The 15,721-nt window shown below is 70.6% G+C and carries 19 protein-coding genes; 7 read left to right on the top strand and 12 right to left on the bottom strand.

Annotated features, from left to right (window positions below; genetic code table 11):
* Window positions 1-55: 55 nt before the first annotated feature.
* From B378_RS0102230 to B378_RS0102220, 3 genes are all read left to right on the top strand, one after another.
* On the top strand, window positions 56-505 hold the full coding sequence (locus B378_RS0102230) for an acyl-CoA thioesterase (protein WP_017342201.1): 450 nt from the start codon (window positions 56-58) through the stop codon (window positions 503-505).
* 134 nt (window positions 506-639) lie between these two features.
* A complete protein-coding gene (locus B378_RS0102225; RefSeq protein WP_017342200.1) occupies window positions 640-948 on the top strand; it encodes a DUF6516 family protein in 309 nt (102 codons plus the stop codon).
* Entirely contained in the window at window positions 929-1,396 is a 468-nt protein-coding gene (locus B378_RS0102220; RefSeq protein ID WP_017342199.1) for a sugar metabolism cluster protein, read from the top strand. The genes B378_RS0102225 and B378_RS0102220 overlap by 20 nt, the downstream gene beginning before the upstream one ends.
* Before the next feature lie 57 nt (window positions 1,397-1,453).
* On the opposite strand, the gene B378_RS0102215 is transcribed toward B378_RS0102220, so the two are convergent.
* Complete coding sequence (locus B378_RS0102215; RefSeq protein ID WP_017342198.1) at window positions 1,454-2,359, bottom strand: ABC transporter permease; 906 nt, start codon at window positions 2,357-2,359, stop codon at window positions 1,454-1,456.
* Window positions 2,356-3,432 carry an ABC transporter ATP-binding protein gene (locus B378_RS0102210; RefSeq protein ID WP_017342197.1) on the bottom strand — a complete coding sequence of 359 codons (1,077 nt, stop codon included), beginning with the start codon at window positions 3,430-3,432 and terminating at the stop codon, window positions 2,356-2,358. Before B378_RS0102210 ends, B378_RS0102215 begins: the two co-directional genes overlap by 4 nt.
* A gap of 56 nt (window positions 3,433-3,488) precedes the next feature.
* Here B378_RS0102210 and B378_RS0102205 point away from each other — a divergent pair, with 56 nt between their 5' ends.
* Both B378_RS0102205 and B378_RS0102200 read left to right on the top strand, forming a co-directional pair.
* Window positions 3,489-3,947: a hypothetical protein gene (locus B378_RS0102205; RefSeq protein ID WP_017342196.1), complete on the top strand. Its 459-nt coding sequence runs from the start codon at window positions 3,489-3,491 to the stop codon at window positions 3,945-3,947.
* A gap of 145 nt (window positions 3,948-4,092) precedes the next feature.
* Complete coding sequence (locus B378_RS0102200) at window positions 4,093-4,368, top strand: hypothetical protein (RefSeq protein WP_017342195.1); 276 nt, start codon at window positions 4,093-4,095, stop codon at window positions 4,366-4,368.
* Window positions 4,369-4,421: 53 nt separating this feature from the next.
* Here B378_RS0102200 and B378_RS0102195 read toward each other — a convergent pair whose 3' ends face one another.
* From B378_RS0102195 to B378_RS0102185, 3 genes are read right to left on the bottom strand one after another with little or no spacing between them, the layout of a single operon-like run.
* On the bottom strand, window positions 4,422-5,366 hold the full coding sequence (locus B378_RS0102195; RefSeq protein WP_017342194.1) for an ABC transporter substrate-binding protein: 945 nt from the start codon (window positions 5,364-5,366) through the stop codon (window positions 4,422-4,424).
* A 55-nt stretch (window positions 5,367-5,421) separates the two neighbouring features.
* Window positions 5,422-5,697 (bottom strand): hypothetical protein, encoded by a 276-nt coding sequence (locus tag B378_RS0102190; RefSeq protein WP_017342193.1) that lies wholly within the window; start codon window positions 5,695-5,697, stop codon window positions 5,422-5,424.
* The gene (locus B378_RS0102185; RefSeq protein WP_017342192.1) at window positions 5,694-6,341 is read right to left on the bottom strand and encodes a class I SAM-dependent methyltransferase; all 648 of its coding nucleotides are present in this window, start codon (window positions 6,339-6,341) and stop codon (window positions 5,694-5,696) included. The genes B378_RS0102190 and B378_RS0102185 overlap by 4 nt, the downstream gene beginning before the upstream one ends.
* Before the next feature lie 108 nt (window positions 6,342-6,449).
* On the opposite strand from B378_RS0102185, the gene B378_RS0102180 reads away from it, so the two are divergent.
* A complete protein-coding gene (locus B378_RS0102180) occupies window positions 6,450-6,818 on the top strand; it encodes a VOC family protein (RefSeq protein WP_017342191.1) in 369 nt (122 codons plus the stop codon).
* Between the two features lie 397 nt (window positions 6,819-7,215).
* Window positions 7,216-7,974 (top strand): DUF6293 family protein, encoded by a 759-nt coding sequence (locus B378_RS0102175; RefSeq protein WP_017342190.1) that lies wholly within the window; start codon window positions 7,216-7,218, stop codon window positions 7,972-7,974.
* Window positions 7,975-8,041: 67 nt separating this feature from the next.
* Here the strand turns inward: B378_RS0102175 and B378_RS0102170 are convergent, their stop codons facing one another.
* The 7 genes from B378_RS0102170 to B378_RS0102140 form a co-directional block, all read right to left on the bottom strand.
* Entirely contained in the window at window positions 8,042-9,067 is a 1,026-nt protein-coding gene (locus B378_RS0102170; protein WP_017342189.1) for a hypothetical protein, read from the bottom strand.
* A gap of 130 nt (window positions 9,068-9,197) precedes the next feature.
* Window positions 9,198-9,386, bottom strand: coding sequence for a hypothetical protein (locus B378_RS0102165; RefSeq protein WP_017342188.1), 189 nt, complete (start codon window positions 9,384-9,386; stop codon window positions 9,198-9,200).
* Window positions 9,387-9,991: 605 nt separating this feature from the next.
* Entirely contained in the window at window positions 9,992-11,044 is a 1,053-nt protein-coding gene (locus B378_RS0102160; protein ID WP_017342187.1) for a zinc-dependent alcohol dehydrogenase family protein, read from the bottom strand.
* An 82-nt stretch (window positions 11,045-11,126) separates the two neighbouring features.
* On the bottom strand, window positions 11,127-12,131 hold the full coding sequence (locus tag B378_RS0102155; RefSeq protein WP_026046149.1) for an alcohol dehydrogenase: 1,005 nt from the start codon (window positions 12,129-12,131) through the stop codon (window positions 11,127-11,129).
* Window positions 12,132-12,221: 90 nt separating this feature from the next.
* A complete protein-coding gene (locus B378_RS0102150) occupies window positions 12,222-13,307 on the bottom strand; it encodes a sulfite exporter TauE/SafE family protein (RefSeq protein WP_017342185.1) in 1,086 nt (361 codons plus the stop codon).
* A 579-nt stretch (window positions 13,308-13,886) separates the two neighbouring features.
* Entirely contained in the window at window positions 13,887-14,378 is a 492-nt protein-coding gene (locus B378_RS15735; protein ID WP_017342184.1) for a hypothetical protein, read from the bottom strand.
* An 8-nt stretch (window positions 14,379-14,386) separates the two neighbouring features.
* Window positions 14,387-15,721, bottom strand: a 1,335-nt coding sequence (locus B378_RS0102140) for a PKD domain-containing protein (RefSeq protein WP_026046148.1), incomplete at its 5' end; no start/stop codon positions are given.

Genomic DNA, 15,721 nt, shown 5'->3' with positions numbered 1-15,721 from the left:
GGGACTTTCCGGCCCGAGGACCGGTGTTTTTCCCGCGGCCGCGCGACGGTCGACCATGCCGAGCGTCAGCGACACGTACATCGAGAACCGCCAGCGCGTCCAACCCACCCACACGAACAACTACGCCTCCGCACACGGGGGGAACGTCGTCAAGTGGATGGACGAGATCGGCGCGATGTCGGCGATGCGCGCCGCCGGCGAGACCTGCGTCACGGCCAAGATCAACGGGCTCGACTTCAAGCGGCCCGTCCCGCAGGGCGACACCTGCGTCATCGAGTCGTACGTGTACGCGGTCGGGCGCACGAGCCTCCGGACGCGGATCCGCGCGTACCGGGAGTCGCCCCGCACGGGCGAGCGCGAGCTCACCACCGAGTCGTACTTCGTGTTCGTCGCCGTCAACGCGGACGGGAACCCGACGCCAGTCCCCGAACTGGAGATCACGGGCGAGCGCTGCCGCGAACTCCGCGACGAGGCGCTCGCCGCGGAGCCGGACGAGGACCGATAGAAAGCGCGGCGAACACCGTGCGGTGATTCTGACTACAACCCTGCGGCGACGGCGATGTCCGCGATCGTCGTTGTGGTCGAAACACAACAATAAGCGTTAACATTGTTGAGTTCGTATCACAACATACGAGACAGATGCCCGCTACGGTCGTGTACCGGGAAGAGTCCGAGAAATCGGACGGCAGTCGGTATGAGATGATCGCGTGGCAGGTCCCGGAAAGCGAGGAGTACCCGGAGGGCGTGAAGTACAGTTTCCAGGACATGGACGCCGACGGCGACACGCTACTCCGGTACGACAACGCGCCGCACCACCGAGACGTCGGGCGACACCATCGGCACACGCACACTGGAGAAGTCACGAAACTGGACTTCACCGGTCTCGCGGACCTGATCGACGACTTCCAATCCGAGGTAAACGAGATCCATGACCGACGAACCGACTGATACCGACCCCACCCACGACGAATTTACACCGGACCCGAGCGACGCCGAGTACCCGTCGACGCTCCGTATCACGTCGCTACCGGCGGAACAGGCACAGACGGCGGCGATCGAGCGCGCCGAGCGCTGGGAGGACGGCGAGGCAGTCCCGCACGTGGTCAACTTCGAGGACCGTGCGCGGCTCCGCCAGCTGCTCACGGACCGCCGGATGGAGCTGCTGGAGGCGGTGATGGAACGACCGCCCGAGAGCATCCGCGCGCTGGCGGACCGGCTCGACCGAGACGTCCACGTCGTCCACGACGACCTGTCGCTTTTGGCCGACTACGACATCGTCCACTTCGAGGCGGACGGCCGCGCGAAGCGGCCGTATGTGCCCTACGAGACGGTTCGGATCGAAGTCGAGTTCGGGCTGCCCCGCGGCGACGAGTCGGAGTCGACCGCGTCCGCGTGACGCACGCCGCGTCGGAATTCCGCTGAGGCCGCCGAGCGCGGCGATGCGACCCGTGAGTCAGTAGTCGCCGAGCACGCCGAGCCGCCGCGCCCGCCGGGTCGCCAGCTGGAAGACGAGGTAGCCGCTGACCAGGTAGCCGACCGCGACCGCGACGAGCAGCGCCAGGTCGGCGAGCGGGAACTCCCACAGCCGCACGCCGTCGACCATCACGCGCTGGAGCATGGCGCTGCCGTGCGCTAAGGGGAGCACGCGCGTCCACGGGAGGTCGAAGACGGGCGCCGAGATCAGCCCGACGAACCCGAACTGGAGCAGGTTGAGCCAGTTGCCGATCCGCTTGTACAGCACCGTCACGCCGCCCGCGGCGAAGCCGAGTCCGAGCACCGAGACGATCGACAGGCCGGCGACGACGACCACCGTCACCGGCGCGAGGCTGAGCCGCGTGCCGGTCGCGAGGAGCATCACCGCGAGGATCACCGCGCTGGTGATGAACGTCCGAACCACCTTCGCGACACCCTTCAGCAGCGCGACGGGCGCGAAGCCGAACGGGGTGGTGATGTGGCGTTCGAGGGTGCCCCACTGCACCTCGCTGCCGATGTCGTTCGACACCGACGAGTACGCGCCCACCGACAGCGTCCACAGGAAGTAGCCGACGACGATCCCCTCGATCGAGTCCGCCAGCGCCTGCCCCGCGAGCAGCTGGCCGCCGAGGAACAGCGCGGCGAAGAAGAACAGCGACACGACGATCCCCCCGATCGCGTTGGCCGGGTACCGCACGAAGATGAGGAACTCCCGGTACAGCACCGCCCGCGCGAGGTGGTAATAGGTGGCCGGGCGCGGCTCGCCGTCGACGGCCGAGGGGGTGTCGGACGCGCCCTCGTCGTCGACGGGCGTCGCGTCACCGGGCGCGCCGTCGGCGGTCGATTCCGCCGTCGACGCCGATCCCGCGGACGCGTCGCCACTCACGAACCCTCACCCCCGGACTCTGGGCCGGCAGCACCGAACCCGGTGCCGGTGCGTTCTAAGAACACCTCTTCGAGGTCGGGCTCGACCGTCCGGATGTCCGAGACGGTGACCCCCGCGGTCCGCAGCGCGTCGGTCAGGTCGTAGATCCGGTCGCCGCCCGCCGCGACCGTCACCGCGGGCGGGGTCGCGTCGCGGTCGACTCCGGCGACCTCGAATTCCTCGCGCAGCCCGTCGACAACCGCCGGCGTGAGGTCCGGGCTCGCCACGCGAACCGCGTCGCTCGCGGCCGCGCCGAGCAGCGCCTCGACCGTGTCGTCGGCGACGATCCGCCCGTTCGACAGCATCACGACGCGGTCGCACACCGCCTCGATCGTCGTCATGTCGTGACTGCTGACGACGATGGTGAGCCCCTCCTCGGCCGCGAGCCGGCGGAGCTCCGCCCGGAGCGTCCGCGCGCTCTCGACGTCGAGCCCGAGCGTGGGCTCGTCGAGGAACACGAGTTCGGCGCCGCCCGCGAGCACGCTCGCCAGCGACACCTTCTGTTTCATCCCCCGCGAGAGGTCGCGGACCGGCGTGTCCGCCTTGTCGGCCAGATCGAGGCGGTCGAGCAGCCGGTCGTGGCGCGCCGCCACCGAGTCGGGGTCGACCCCGCTGATCGTCGCGAAGTAGCGCAGGTTCTCGCGGACCGTGAGCCGCCAGTAGTCGTTGCGCGCGCCCTCCAGCATCGCGTCCACGTCGGCGTAGGCGGCTCGCCGGCCGTCGCGCACGTCGTTTCCGAACACTCGGACCGACCCCGCGTCGGGAACCACGATCCCTAAGGCGCACTTGATCAGCGTCGTCTTGCCCGCGCCGTTCGGGCCGAGCAGGCCGACAACCGACCCGCGCTCGACGGTGAGGCTCACGTCGTCGACCGCGACGACCGCGTCGTCGCCCTCGCCGAACCGCTTCGTGAGCCCCTCGACCGCGAGGGCCGGCGGGCCGGACTGGTCGTCGGGCGCCGCCGCGTCGCGTGCCGCGTCCGTCTCGTCGCGCTCGCGGGGACCACCGCGCGCGCTCGTCGCGCTCCGTGCCATCGCCCCGTCGTACGGGCTGCCGGCGGATATATCCGCGCTCGGCGGCGATCCCGCGTGTGGACCTCGATCGGTTCGCGGCGGACGTCCCCGAGGACGACGCGCCCGGAGACGCCCGCGTCTGCGTCGTCGCGACGCAGGAAGAGACGTTCGAGCGCTGCCGCGCGGGCTTTTATCCCGCGCCGCGCTCGTACGACCGCACCCGCGCCGAGTTCGACTACATGGCCTTCTACCGCACCGCGCCGGTGTCCGCAGTCACACACTACGCCCGCATCACCGCTCGGACCGAGCAGACGCGGGGCGAATCGGGACCGATGGACGAGGCCGACTGGGCGGCGCTCATCGACCCGTTCTCCGAGGAGCGTGTCGTCGTCGTCTTCGAGTTCGACGACCTCGTCCCGCTGGAGCGCCCGGTCGAGAACGACCTGAACGGCGTGCGCGGCGCGTGGTACTGTACGGTCGCGGACCTCGGGGAGGCGACGACGCTGTCGGGGCTGCGCGACCGCGCCGAGAACTGACCGTCCGCGCCGAGACCGACGGCTCCGCGGGTTCGCCCGGCGCGTGCCGCATCGGGGCGCAAACACGGGAGAGCGGGCCTCCGTGGGCTCGCTGTCCATGTGAGCGATCCGGGAGTTGATAACCTCGCGTGTAGACATCATTTACATGTCGTTACCGCCGTTTGTCGACCAAGAATCGGGGGAACTGGATCTGCGACGGATCCGAGCAGAGGTCTTCCCGCTCGCCGGACTCATCGTGTTGTTCGGGGGGCTGGCGCTGCTCGTGTTCCTGCTCACGCTGCTGGTCGCCGGAAACTCGATACTCGGCGGGTTCCTCGTCGTCGTAACGCAGTTTATTCTCGCCGTCGGCACCGGTATCGTGTTGATGTACGTCGTTGCGCGGGGAATACAGCTCGCCGACGAGGAGGAGCGGCCTCGGTAGCGATGACCGCGAAGGGCGTCGACGGAACCCGAACCGTCGGCCCGCGGTCGGCGTCACCCGCCGTCGGCGCGCACTGAGGTCCCCGACGCGCGCTCGACGCGCGCGACCCGGTCGTGCGCGGCGGGCGTCGTCGCGGCGTGGTCTGGATGGAGGCAGGCGAAAAGCGCCTCCAGCGAGTCGACGAGCCGGTGGCTCGGCCGGTTGAACAGCCCGTTGCCGTCGACCGCGTAGGCGCGGTCGGCCGCGACGGCGGAGAGGTCTTCGAACCCCGGACGAGCGGAGAGATCGTCGACCGCGTCGACGGCGCGGTCCCGGTCGAACCCACAGGGCGCGACGACGAGCGCTTCGGGGTCGCACTCGCGCACGTCCGCCCACGCCACCGGCTCGGAGGGGCCGTCCGGCTGGAACGAGGGGTCGCCGCCGGCGATCTCGACCATGTCCCGCACCCAGTGGCCCGCGCGGATCGGCGGCTCGGTCCAGTCGAGGACGGCGACCCGGGGACGCCCTTCGGCGGCGACCGCTCGCTCGGCGCGCTCGCGGACCGCGTCGACGCGCTCACGGAGATCGGCCCGGAGGTCGCTCGCCGCCGCCTCCGCGCCGACCGCCTCGCCGATCCGTTCCACATCGTCGAGCGCGTCCGCGAAGGAGTGAGGATCCAAGGCGAGCACCTCGGGCTCGGGGTCGAGCCGCGCGGCGGCCGCGCGGACCTCGCTCGCGTCGACCGCGCAGATGTCGCAGGTGGCCTGCGTGACGAGCAGGTCCGGCTCCAGGTCCGCGAGCCGCGCCTCGTCGAGGTCGTAGACGGCACCGTCGACCTCGCGCATCTGCTCGTCGATGTCGGCCGCCGAGCGGTCCGCGTGGTCGACGACCGTCCCCGTCAGCGTCGGCAGGTCGCGGGCCGCCGGCGGGTGGTCGCAGCTGTGGGAGACGCCGACCGGCTCGACGCCGAGCGCGAACAGCGTCTCCGTGGCGGAGGGGAGGAGGGAGGCGACGCGCATGCGCCAAGAGAGGCGCTCCGGAGACAAAAGTCAGGGGTTCGGCTCGGCGAAGGAGTCAGGGGTTCGGCTCGGCGACGGCGTCCGCGGTCGCCGTCGCGTACGCGGCCGCGAGGTCGCCGTTCGGGAGGGCGTCGAGCGCGGCCGCGCAGCCCCACCGGACCCGGTCGCGCCGCTCGCCGGACGGGAGCTTTTTGGTCGCCACCGTCTCGGCCGTGTCGAGCAGGGCGCGCGCGGTGTCGGCGTCGCCGCGCTCGGCGGCCGCCCGCGCCTCCGCGAGCAGCTGGTCGAGGCTCGCCCGCACGTCGTGGGGGACCTCGTCGGGGTCGGTCACGGCCGCGTTCGGCCCTCTTCGCCCTCGCCAGCCAGCCTCGCGAACGCGAACTCCGTGCTGCTCCCGAGCGGGTCGGTGGCGGTCCGCGTCTCGACGTCGGCGAACCCCGCCGCGCGGAGCTGGTCGAGGGTGCGCTCGCGGCCGGGCGCGGAGAAGAACATCTCGCCGCCCATCCAGCCGCGGCGGACCGTCTCGAAGCGGCCGCTCGGCAGGGTCATCAGGAGCCGACCGCCGGGCCGGAGGACGCGCGTGAACTCGGCGTACACCGCGGGGTGGCGCTCGCGCTCGACGTGAAACACCGCGTGGTACGCCGTGACCGCGTCGAAGCGGTCGGCCGCGAACGGGAGCGCCGACATCTCGCCGTGGACGAGTCGCGCGTCCGGGACGGTGTCGGCCGCGAGCTCCAGCCCGCGGCGGGAGACGTCGAGCCCGACGCTGCTCGGCGGGAGGTTCGCAAGCGTGCGGGCGCCGTCGCCGCAGCCCACGTCGAGGACGAGCGGGTCGCGGTCGCCGGTTGCGGGGTCGGTGGCCAGCGCGTCGCACAGGTCGTCGATCAGCGCCGCGTCCGAGCCGTCGGGGTCGCGGCGAGCGGCGTACGTCTCGGCGACCGCGTCCCACGCGCGGCGCACCGCGTTGCGGTCCATACGGACGCGAGGGGCGCCAGCGACATCATTGCTCGGGCGAGCCGCCAGTCGTCGGGCGCGCGGGAGTCGCCGGTCGGGATTTATGCCGCTACCGCGCGACGCCGACACATGGAGATTCTCCACACCTGCCTGAACGTGGCGGACGCGGACCGGACCGCTGACTGGTACGTCGACGAGCTCGGGTTCGAGCGGTCGTGGGAGTTCACGACCGCGGACGGCGACACCCGCAACGTGTACGTCGCCGACGAGGGCGGCGTCGAGTTCCAGCTGTCGGACACGGCCGGCGAGGCGCCGAGCGCGGACGGCGACCGCTACGACCACGTCGCCGTCGGCGTCGACGACGTGGACGCGGCGTTCGAGGAGATCGATCACCACGGCGTCAGGGAGGCGCCGACCGACCACCCGGAGGCCGGCGCGCGGGTCGCCTTCGTGAAGGACCCCGACGGACACGTCGTCGAGCTGATCGAGCCGCTCTGAGCGGGCGCGGGCGGTTCGGCGGCGGGTTCGAAAACGAAGAGTCCGATGCGATCGAGACCGGGCACCTGCCGGCTCAGAGGGTCCGGCCGCCTCGGCGGTCTCGATTGGGTCGTTGCGGTCGGATGGGGGTCGGGTGACCGTGAGAGCAATACTGCGTTCGCCGACGAGGTCTCAAGCGATGAAACCGGCTATGATCGGACAGGGGGAGGGCCGAAGGGGGAGACCGACGGAACGCCGACCTGTGTCAGTCGGGTGGAGGGGAGAACACACGTCTGCGGGGAGCCCCGTCGGCGATCGGAAACAACGCCCTCGATCGGATAGATATTACGTTAACACAGACAAAATAAACGACAATGTGATCATAATCGTCAATATCGTCCCGATAATTAGCTGATACATGAGCGATCTCGACGTCCCGAAACGCGTTCACATTGTTCCGCTGGGATACGAGTTGGACCGGATCGTCCGTCCGGTCGTCGACGGGAACGCCGACGAGGTCATCCTCCTCGAACCCGACGCCGATCAGGAGGGTGTCGACCGACCGTCGTACCACGAGACGGCCCGCCAACGAATCCAAGACGGGGGGATCCGGACCGAGACCGTCGAGTGCGACATCTTCAACCTCTTCAGTTCGCTCGGGACGATCGCCGAAATCTCGAACCGCCTCCGTGATCACAACGTCTACGTGAACCTCGCGTCGGGGTCGAAGGTGACCGCGATCGGCGGGATGATCGCCTGTATGGTCACCGGCGCGATCCCGTACTACGTCCACGCGGAGGAGTACGCGGGCGGCGAGGAGCGGCCGGTGGCCTCGGGCGCGAAGCCACCGAAGACACTCCCGAAGTACCCGATCGAGGAGCCGAATGCCGAACGCGTCGCCGTCCTCGCGTACGTCGAACGGAACCAGCCAGTCACCAAGAGAGACCTCATCGACTACGGCCGCCAGGAAAGCCTCCCCTTCGTCGAGCGCTACGACACCGAGGGGGTTCAGAACCCGGACCGCGGGTACTACCGGCGACTCAACACGCACGTCGTCGAGCCGCTCGTGAGCCGCGGGTTCGTCGAGGTCGAGGAACACTCCAAGTACCAGTACCTTTCCGTCACCGAGAGCGGGTCGAACCACCTGCGCGCGTTCCGCTACCTGCTCCGCGACTAAGTCGAGCCGCGATAGATGAGTCGCCCCCGCGATCTATCACGAGACCGGCACCGCGGGCTGCCCGAGCCTACGCGTTCGGGGCGGGCCGCGCGAACCAGTAGCCGTAGCCGAACGGCACGAGACCGGTGACGACGCCGAAAAGCACCGCGAACGGCCCGAAGACCAGCCCGACGACCCCGAGCGCGCCCGCGATCGCCGCCGTGGCGAGCAGTCCGACCCCAACCGTCACGCCGGCGAGCACGAGCCACCGCTGCCGGGCGACGAGCGCGCCGGCGACGACGCCGGTGGCGACGACGGCCGCGCTCGCGGGCCCGGTGACGAACCGGGAGGGCGACCCGCTCTCGAACACGGCGGTGCCGACGAGCGCGACCGGGAGCGCGAGCGCGGCGACCACGGCGGCCCGGCGCGGGGTGAGGAGGCGGTCGCGCGTCGGCTCTCGGTAGCGGTACGCGAGCAGTCCGAGCGCGACCGCCGTGTACCCGCGCCCGACCGGCGTGAGGGCAAAGCCGAGGGCGGCGCCAGCGACCTGCGCGAAGACGGCCGCCTCGCTTTCGACCGCGACGGCGTAGTACGCCCCGTCCTGCCGGTACAGTCCCGACCGGATGGTCGCGTTCGTCGCAGCCCCCTCGTCGATGGCGGTCCGCACGCCGGGCGACGCCTCGGCCGCGGGGCGCGCGACGGCGTCGAACACCGTCTCGGGGTCGGTCTCACGCATCTCGATCGTCGCGTTCGTCGTGTCGCCGCGCGTCGACAGCGACCACTCGTAGTAGCTCCCGTCGTACGCGACGTACGGCGAGTCGGCGTCGTCGAGCGCGATGTCCAACTCCGGCGAGAGCGACCCCTCGAAGGACCCGGTCGCGGCGGCGGTCCGGACCGGCTCCCGGTACTGGTCGGCGGTGTCCGAGAGCCGCTCGTTGAGGTCGGTGACGTTGCGCGACGCGTCCGCGACCGGGGCCGGGTCTTCGCCGGGTTCGACGGCTGTGGCCTCGTAAGTGATCTGCGTGTCGCCCGCCGTCGCGTGGAAGGCGAAGCTGAGTCCGAGGCCGACGACGAGGAGGGCGAGGATCGCGAGCGTTCGAGCGGAGGGAGGCACGGACTGGCGTTGATGAAATGCGGTTGTAAAGGTGTGGTCTGCGGGACGAGAGCGCAAGGCGGCGCCGCTCTTCGGCGCGGAGCGGGCGAAAGAAACGTCGGGGTTCGAGGCGGGGTCGTGCCCGACCGCGTCAGTCGTCGGCCGGGGCGCGCGGCTCCGCCGGGGGCTCGGGCTCCTCCGTCTCGCCCGTCGGTTCGTCGACTACCGGCTCGTCGACCGCGTCGACATCGGGTGCCTCGTCGAGTTCGTCCGCCTCCTCGGACCGGTGACGCGCCTTGACCTCCGTCCACGTGCGCGCCTCGTCGTAATGGTGGCACATGACAACAGATAACAAGGATTTAAGCGTACTAAAGGTTACGCCGATACCCCCGGAAACGAACGTTTGAGCGGTTCTGTATGCGGTGCGTCCGAATACCCATCGGCGGCTACCCGCCCGGCGACGGCTGCGGAATCCACGACCGCTCGCTTATAAATGAGCGACTACACCTCGGCGATGAACACGGCCGAACCTCAGCCATTCGCTTATAAATAGGTGATTGTGGATCGACGGCCAACACCGCCAAAGCCCCAGTCTTTTACTTGAGAATGAGCGACTGTGGATCGGCGACCAACACCTCCAAAGCCCCAGCCGCGAGGCGACCGTACGCTCGCTGCGCTCCTCAGTCGTTCGCTCCGCTCACTCCTTGCGGTGCTTGCGTCGCCTACGGTCGCCTCGCGACTGCCCCTTTGAGTCCCACCCGACCGCGACAGCACAGCACCTCACGCCTCCCCAGCCTCGTCGGTGGTCCTCCGCTTCGCTCCGGACCACCGACTCCCTCGCGCGTGCTGTCTCGCGGCCGCCGGGGGCGGCCGCTCGCAGGCACGCGCCACCGCTTAAAAACCGAGTCGGGCAGACGTAGATCGGAAATCCGGTTTCGCGGCCGCCTACGCGTCGCCGTGGGGCTTCACCAGCACCTTGATCGCCTCGCGCTCGTCCATCATGCGGTACCCTTCAGCGACCTCGTCGAGGCCGACCGTTTCGGTGAAGATGGGCGCGGGGTCGAGCGTCCCCTGAAGCACGTCGGCCATCAGCTCCTCGGCGTAGGCGCGGACGGGGGCGGCTCCGCCCGCGAGCGTCACGTTCTGACCGAACATGCCGAACACGTCGAGCCCCTCCTCCTCGACGCCGTACGGGACGCCGACGTAGCCGATCGTGCCGCCGGGGCGGACGGCGTCGATGGCGGTGTTCATCGCGCTCGCGGCGCCGACGCACTCCATCACGTGGTTCGGGCCGCCGTAGGTCAGCTCTCGAATCCGCTCGACGGCGGCCTCGCCGCGTTCGGAGACGGTTTCCGTGGCGCCGAACTCTTCGGCGAGTTCGAGACGGTCCTCGTGGTGGCCGACGGCGATAATGCGCTCCGCACCGAGGCGGCGGGCCGCGAGGACGCCGCAGAGCCCGACCGCGCCGTCCCCGATGACGGCCACGGTCGACCCCTCTTCGACGCCCGCGCTGACGGCCGCGTGGTGGCCGGTGCCCATGACGTCGGTCAGCGGGAGCAGCGAGCGGAGCGTGTCCTCGTCGTCGGCGTGGCGGTCGGGGACGCGGACGAGCGTACCGTCAGCGTGGGTCGAGCGGACGTACTCCCCCTGCCCGCCGCCGTTGTCGCCGCCCCACGAATCGCCGTTCTCGCAGGAGGTGTGGAGCCCCTTCCGGCAGAACTCGCACTCGCCGCAGGAGATGGCGAAGGGCGCGAGCACGCGGTCGCCGGGATCGACGGAGGTCACGTCGTCGCCGACTTCCTCGACGATCCCCATCGGTTCGTGGCCGACGGGCGAGCCCGCGTCGCGGTCGCTGTCGCCGCGGTAGAACCAGAGGTCCGAGCCGCAGACCGCGGTGTGGGTCACGCGGACGATCGCGTCCGTCGGAGCCTCGATCTCGGGGCGCGGTCGCTCTTCCACGTCGATCTCGCCGGGGGCGTTGAATACGGCTGCGCGCATACCGCGGCTGCGAGCGGCTCGCACAAAAGCGCGGCGGGTCCGGCGATCCGCGGGGACCGAACCGACCGCACGGAGACGGCGCCTACGGCTCCAAGACGACCCGGAACCGGGCCTCGTTCTCGGCCATGCGGTCGTACGCCGCGGCGACGTCATCGAGCGCGAACGTCTCTATCTCGGGCGTGATGTCACGGAGCGCGCTGAACTCCAGCGTGTCCTGCGAGTCGCGGGCGTGGCCCGACCCCCACCCCTCGACCGCGCCGCGGGCCCCGACGAGCTGCTGCGCGTCGACCGACACCGGCTCGCCGGGGATGCCGGCGATTATCACGGAGCCGTCGACGCCCAGCCCGCCCACGACCGACTCGATGGCGTCGCTCGCGGGCGCGGTCGTGAGGACGACGCTCGCGCCGCCGAGCTCTCGGAGCCGTTCGGCCGGGTCCGCCTCGGCGGCGTTCACGAAGTGGTCGGCCCCGAGCTCTTTCGCGAGCGGCTCCTTGTCGGGGCTGCGCGAGACCGCGACCGTCTCGTAGCCGGCCGCGTGGGCGTACTGGACCCCGAGGTGGCCGAGGCCGCCGACGCCGACGACCGCGACGAGGTCGCCGGCGCGGGCGTCGGAGTTTCGCAGGGCGTTGTAGGTGGTGATCCCGGCGCAAAGCAGCGGCGCGGCGTCGACCGCGTCGAGGTCGTCCGGGATCGCCGCCAGCGCCTCGGCGGGGACCGTCGCGTACTCGGCGTACCCGCCGTCGAAGGTCAGACCGGTAATCTCGGCGTTCTCGCACTGGAGGAACTGGCCGCGGCGACACGGGTCACAGGTGAAACAGTGGCCGCCGTGCCAGCCGGCGCCGACGCGCTCGCCCGCCGCCCACGCGTCGACGTCGTCGCCGACCGCGTCGACCGTCCCGGCGATCTCGTGGCCGGGGACGCGCGGGTAGCTCACGCCGGGGTACGACCCCTCGACGACGAACTCGTCGCTGCGGCAGATCCCGCACGCCTCGACCGCGACCCGGACCTCGCCGGGGCCGGGCTCCGGGACCTCGCGCTCGACGAGTTCGAACTCGGCACCGGGCTCCGGCACGACCGCGGCTCGCATGGTATTCGTCATCGAGTTACGGTCCGGGCGACACGGGAAAGAACCTGACGCCGGCGGCGAGGCGGTCGGCCGGGACGGACCGTCGCGGCGTCAGATCCCGCCGCCGGCCATCGCGAACAGCGCGACGGCGATGACCGCGAACAGTCCGCCCACGCCCGCCTTGATCGTCTGGGTGTTCAGCGCCGTCGAGACGTACGGCGCGATCTGGCCGCCGAGCGTCGTCGCCGGGACGGTCCAGACGACCATGTTCCACGGCGTCGTCGCCAAGTCCATCGTGTGACCGCCGACGAGGCCGCCGCCGAACACGTGAACCACCGAGGCCAGCACGGCCGTCGTCGCGACGACAATATGGTTCGTGCCGATGGCGACGCGGACCGGCACCTGCGTGCGGAGCATCGAGATGATCCCGAGTTCGCCGATGCCGAAGCCGGCGAGCCCCTGGAACACGCCGCCGACACTGTAGTTGAGGAACCGTTCGAGGTAGCCGCCCCGGGAGTAGGTGTAGTCGTCGCCGTCGCGGTCGACGCGGGTGACGGTGCCGGACTCGTCGGTGTCGACGCCCGCGGGCCCGAGCTTGTTGTCGTCGTCGGGGAGGTCTCGGGACGATCCGCCGTCCGTCGCGATCTCCTCGCCGTCTCCGCCCCCGGTCGGCTCGTCGTGACCCAGGTTAGCCTTGAAAAGCAGATACGCGGCCGCCAGCAGCGCGATCCCCAACAGGGCGTGGAACAGCGGTTCGGGGATGACGAAGGAGAGGAGCGCTCCGCCGACCACGAAGGGGATACCCCCCAACACGAGCGACAGCGAGAGCCGCCGGTCGACGAGCCCGTACTGGATGAAGGCGAGCGATGAGCTCGACAGGCCGAACGACTCGCTGATGAGCCCGATCTTCATCAGCGTCGTCGGCTCTAAGGGATACGCGACGAGCGGGAACACGAAGATGAGGAACGGCACGAACAGCGCCGACCCGCTGATCCCGACGGTGTTGACGACGGTGGCGCCGGTGGCGAACGCGATGAACAGCCACCAGTACTCGGTCCAGTAGCCAGCCCCGGCGTCGGCCGGGGTCGGCGCGAAGGCGTACACCCCTGCGACGAACAGGAGCGGAGCGAGGAACACGAAGACGTGCTGATAGCGCAGAAAGGCGCGCTGGACGCCGCTCGACAGTGACGTGCTCATTGAGTGGTGAAAAACCGGTAACGGAGAGGTGGATAAATGAGTTATATCTCTGATAATTTGAACGAATTATCATCGGGATTTCCGCATCGATCCCACCCAGTCATCGACTTCGTTTCTCACCGCTGAAACGTCCGCGCGATAATAGGAGACGGCGAGCGACGGGGCTCCGGCCGCGTCCGATCGGGCGACGAGCCGGACCGAACGCGGCTTCGTCGGGGCGAAGGAACGGAAAGCGGTCCGGCGACCGATTCGGACCGTTAACGCCGCCGTCGTAGGTAGATGGTGCCGACGATCAGCGCCAAGGCCGCGAGCAGCAGCGACGCGGCGGGCGCCGAGACGGCGCCGGGCTCTACCGGCCGGACCGGGGACGTCGAGCCGCCCGCGCTGGCGTCCGCGTCGGACCCCGGATCCGTCTCGGTCGTCCCGGCACCGGACCCGGAACCGCTCTCAGCATTACCGTCCGAGTCGGACTTCGATCCGGTTCCCGAGTCGGACGCCCCCGACTCGCCGTCGTCGCCGGACGCGTCCGCTCCGCCGTCGCCGGGCTCCGGGCCGTCCGCCGTCGCATCGGAGGCGTCGTCACCGGGATCCGAGTCGTCCGCCGTCGCCGGTCACCGCGTACGCCCGGCCCCGCTCGTCGCCGAGCGTCTCGACGGAGACGGCGAGGTCGGCGGAGCCGACCGACTCGCCCCTGACGGTCACGGTCGCGACCGTCACCTCGCCCGCGTCGTCCGTGTCCATCAGCGCCGCGCGGACGGACGCGTTCGAGCCGTCCGGGGCGATCTCGACGTCGCGGGCTCCGGGACCTCCGGCGACCGCAACGTCGACGACCGACGCCACGTCCGGGCCCTCGACGGCGACCGTCAGGTCGTACGCGCCGACACCGCCGTCGGCGCTCTCGACCACGACGGCGACCGTCGTCGTCTCGCCGACGGCCGTCGGCTCCTCGGCCGCGGCGAGTCGCACCGAGGTGTCCGTCGCCGCGGCGGCCGGGGCCGTCGCCGCGGTCAGCAGCAGCAGCCCGAGCAGGGCCGCCGTCGCGGGCGCCGTCGGGGTGTCGATGCTCGTCATCGGTGTGTTCACTCCGTCTCCTGTGCGAACAGCAGCTGGATGTCGACGAGTGTGAACTCGCCGTCCCCGTTGAAGTCGAACGCCTGCGGGGCGTTCTGGACGGCCGCGCCGTCCCGGTCGGCGAACAGCGTCTGGACGTCGAGCACGTCGACGGTGCCGTCGCCGTTGACGTCCTCGAAGTCACCGTCACCGTCCAGGTCCTGCGCCGGATTCTCGGAGTCGCCGACGACGAGAGTGGACGCCTCGAGCGTGGCGCCGGACGTGCCGGTCACCTCGTACGTACTCCCGGCCTCGTCGCCGAGCTCGGAGACGTCGAGCGAGACGTTCGTGGACCCCTCGGTCGCGGACTCGACGGTGACCGTACCGAGGCTCACGTTCCCGCTGTCGTCGGTGTCGATCAGAACCGCCTCGACCGTCACCGAGGAGCCGTCCGCGGCGATCTGGACATCGGTGAGCCCCCCGTTTTCGACGCCCGAGAGGTTGGCGCCCGTGATCGACGCCACGCTCGGGTCGTCGACGGTGACCGTCATCGAGTACGCGCCGACGCCGCCGTCGGCGCTCTCGACCACGACGTCGTACTCGGCGGCGTCGCCGACGGCGACGAGCTCGCTCTCGGGCGAGAGGCTGACCGCGGTGGACGCCCCGTCGGTCGGCGGCGCCGCGTCGTCTGCGTCCTCGACCGTGACGGCCACGGCGTCGGCATCGGTCGCCGCGCCGTCGGAGACCTCGACCTCGAAGGCGAGCGTCTCGTCGCCGTCGACGTCGGGCGCCGCGAACGACGGCGTCGCCGAGGAGGCGTCGCTCAGCGTGACGTCCGTGCCGCCGGTCTGCGTCCAGTCGTACGACAGACCGTCGCCGTCGGCGTCGCTCGACCCGCTCGCGTCGAGCGTGACCGAGTCGCCCTCGGCGACCGTCTGGTCGTCACCGGCGTCGGCCGTCGGCGGCTGATTCTCCGGCTCGTCCGCCGTCACTTCGAACGCCGTCGACGCGCTGTCGTCGTCGGTCGAGACGGTCACGTCGTGATCGCCCACCGTGAGACCGGCGGTGGCGGCGGTGAAGTTCACCTGCTGGCTCGCGTCGCCGTCGAGCGTGACCGACTCGCTGTCGACCTCGCCCCCGTCGACGGCGAGCGTGACGGTCTGCGTGTCGGACTCGTCGCCCGCGTTCTCGACGGTCGCGGTCACGGCGGCGTCGTCGCCCTGCGTGACCGACGACTCGACGTTCAGGGCCGAGACCTGGAAGCTCGCCGGGTCGGGCGCGTCGCTGACGGAGACCGTCTGGGTCGCCGTGTCGGTGGCGCCGTCGTCGTCGGTGACGGTGAGTTCGACGTCGTAGTCGCCCGC

It is taken from the genome of Halorubrum sp. T3 (genome assembly GCF_000296615.1).
Lineage (GTDB): Archaea > Halobacteriota > Halobacteria > Halobacteriales > Haloferacaceae > Halorubrum > Halorubrum ruber.
This window is presented reverse-complemented; position numbering and strand designations above follow the sequence as displayed.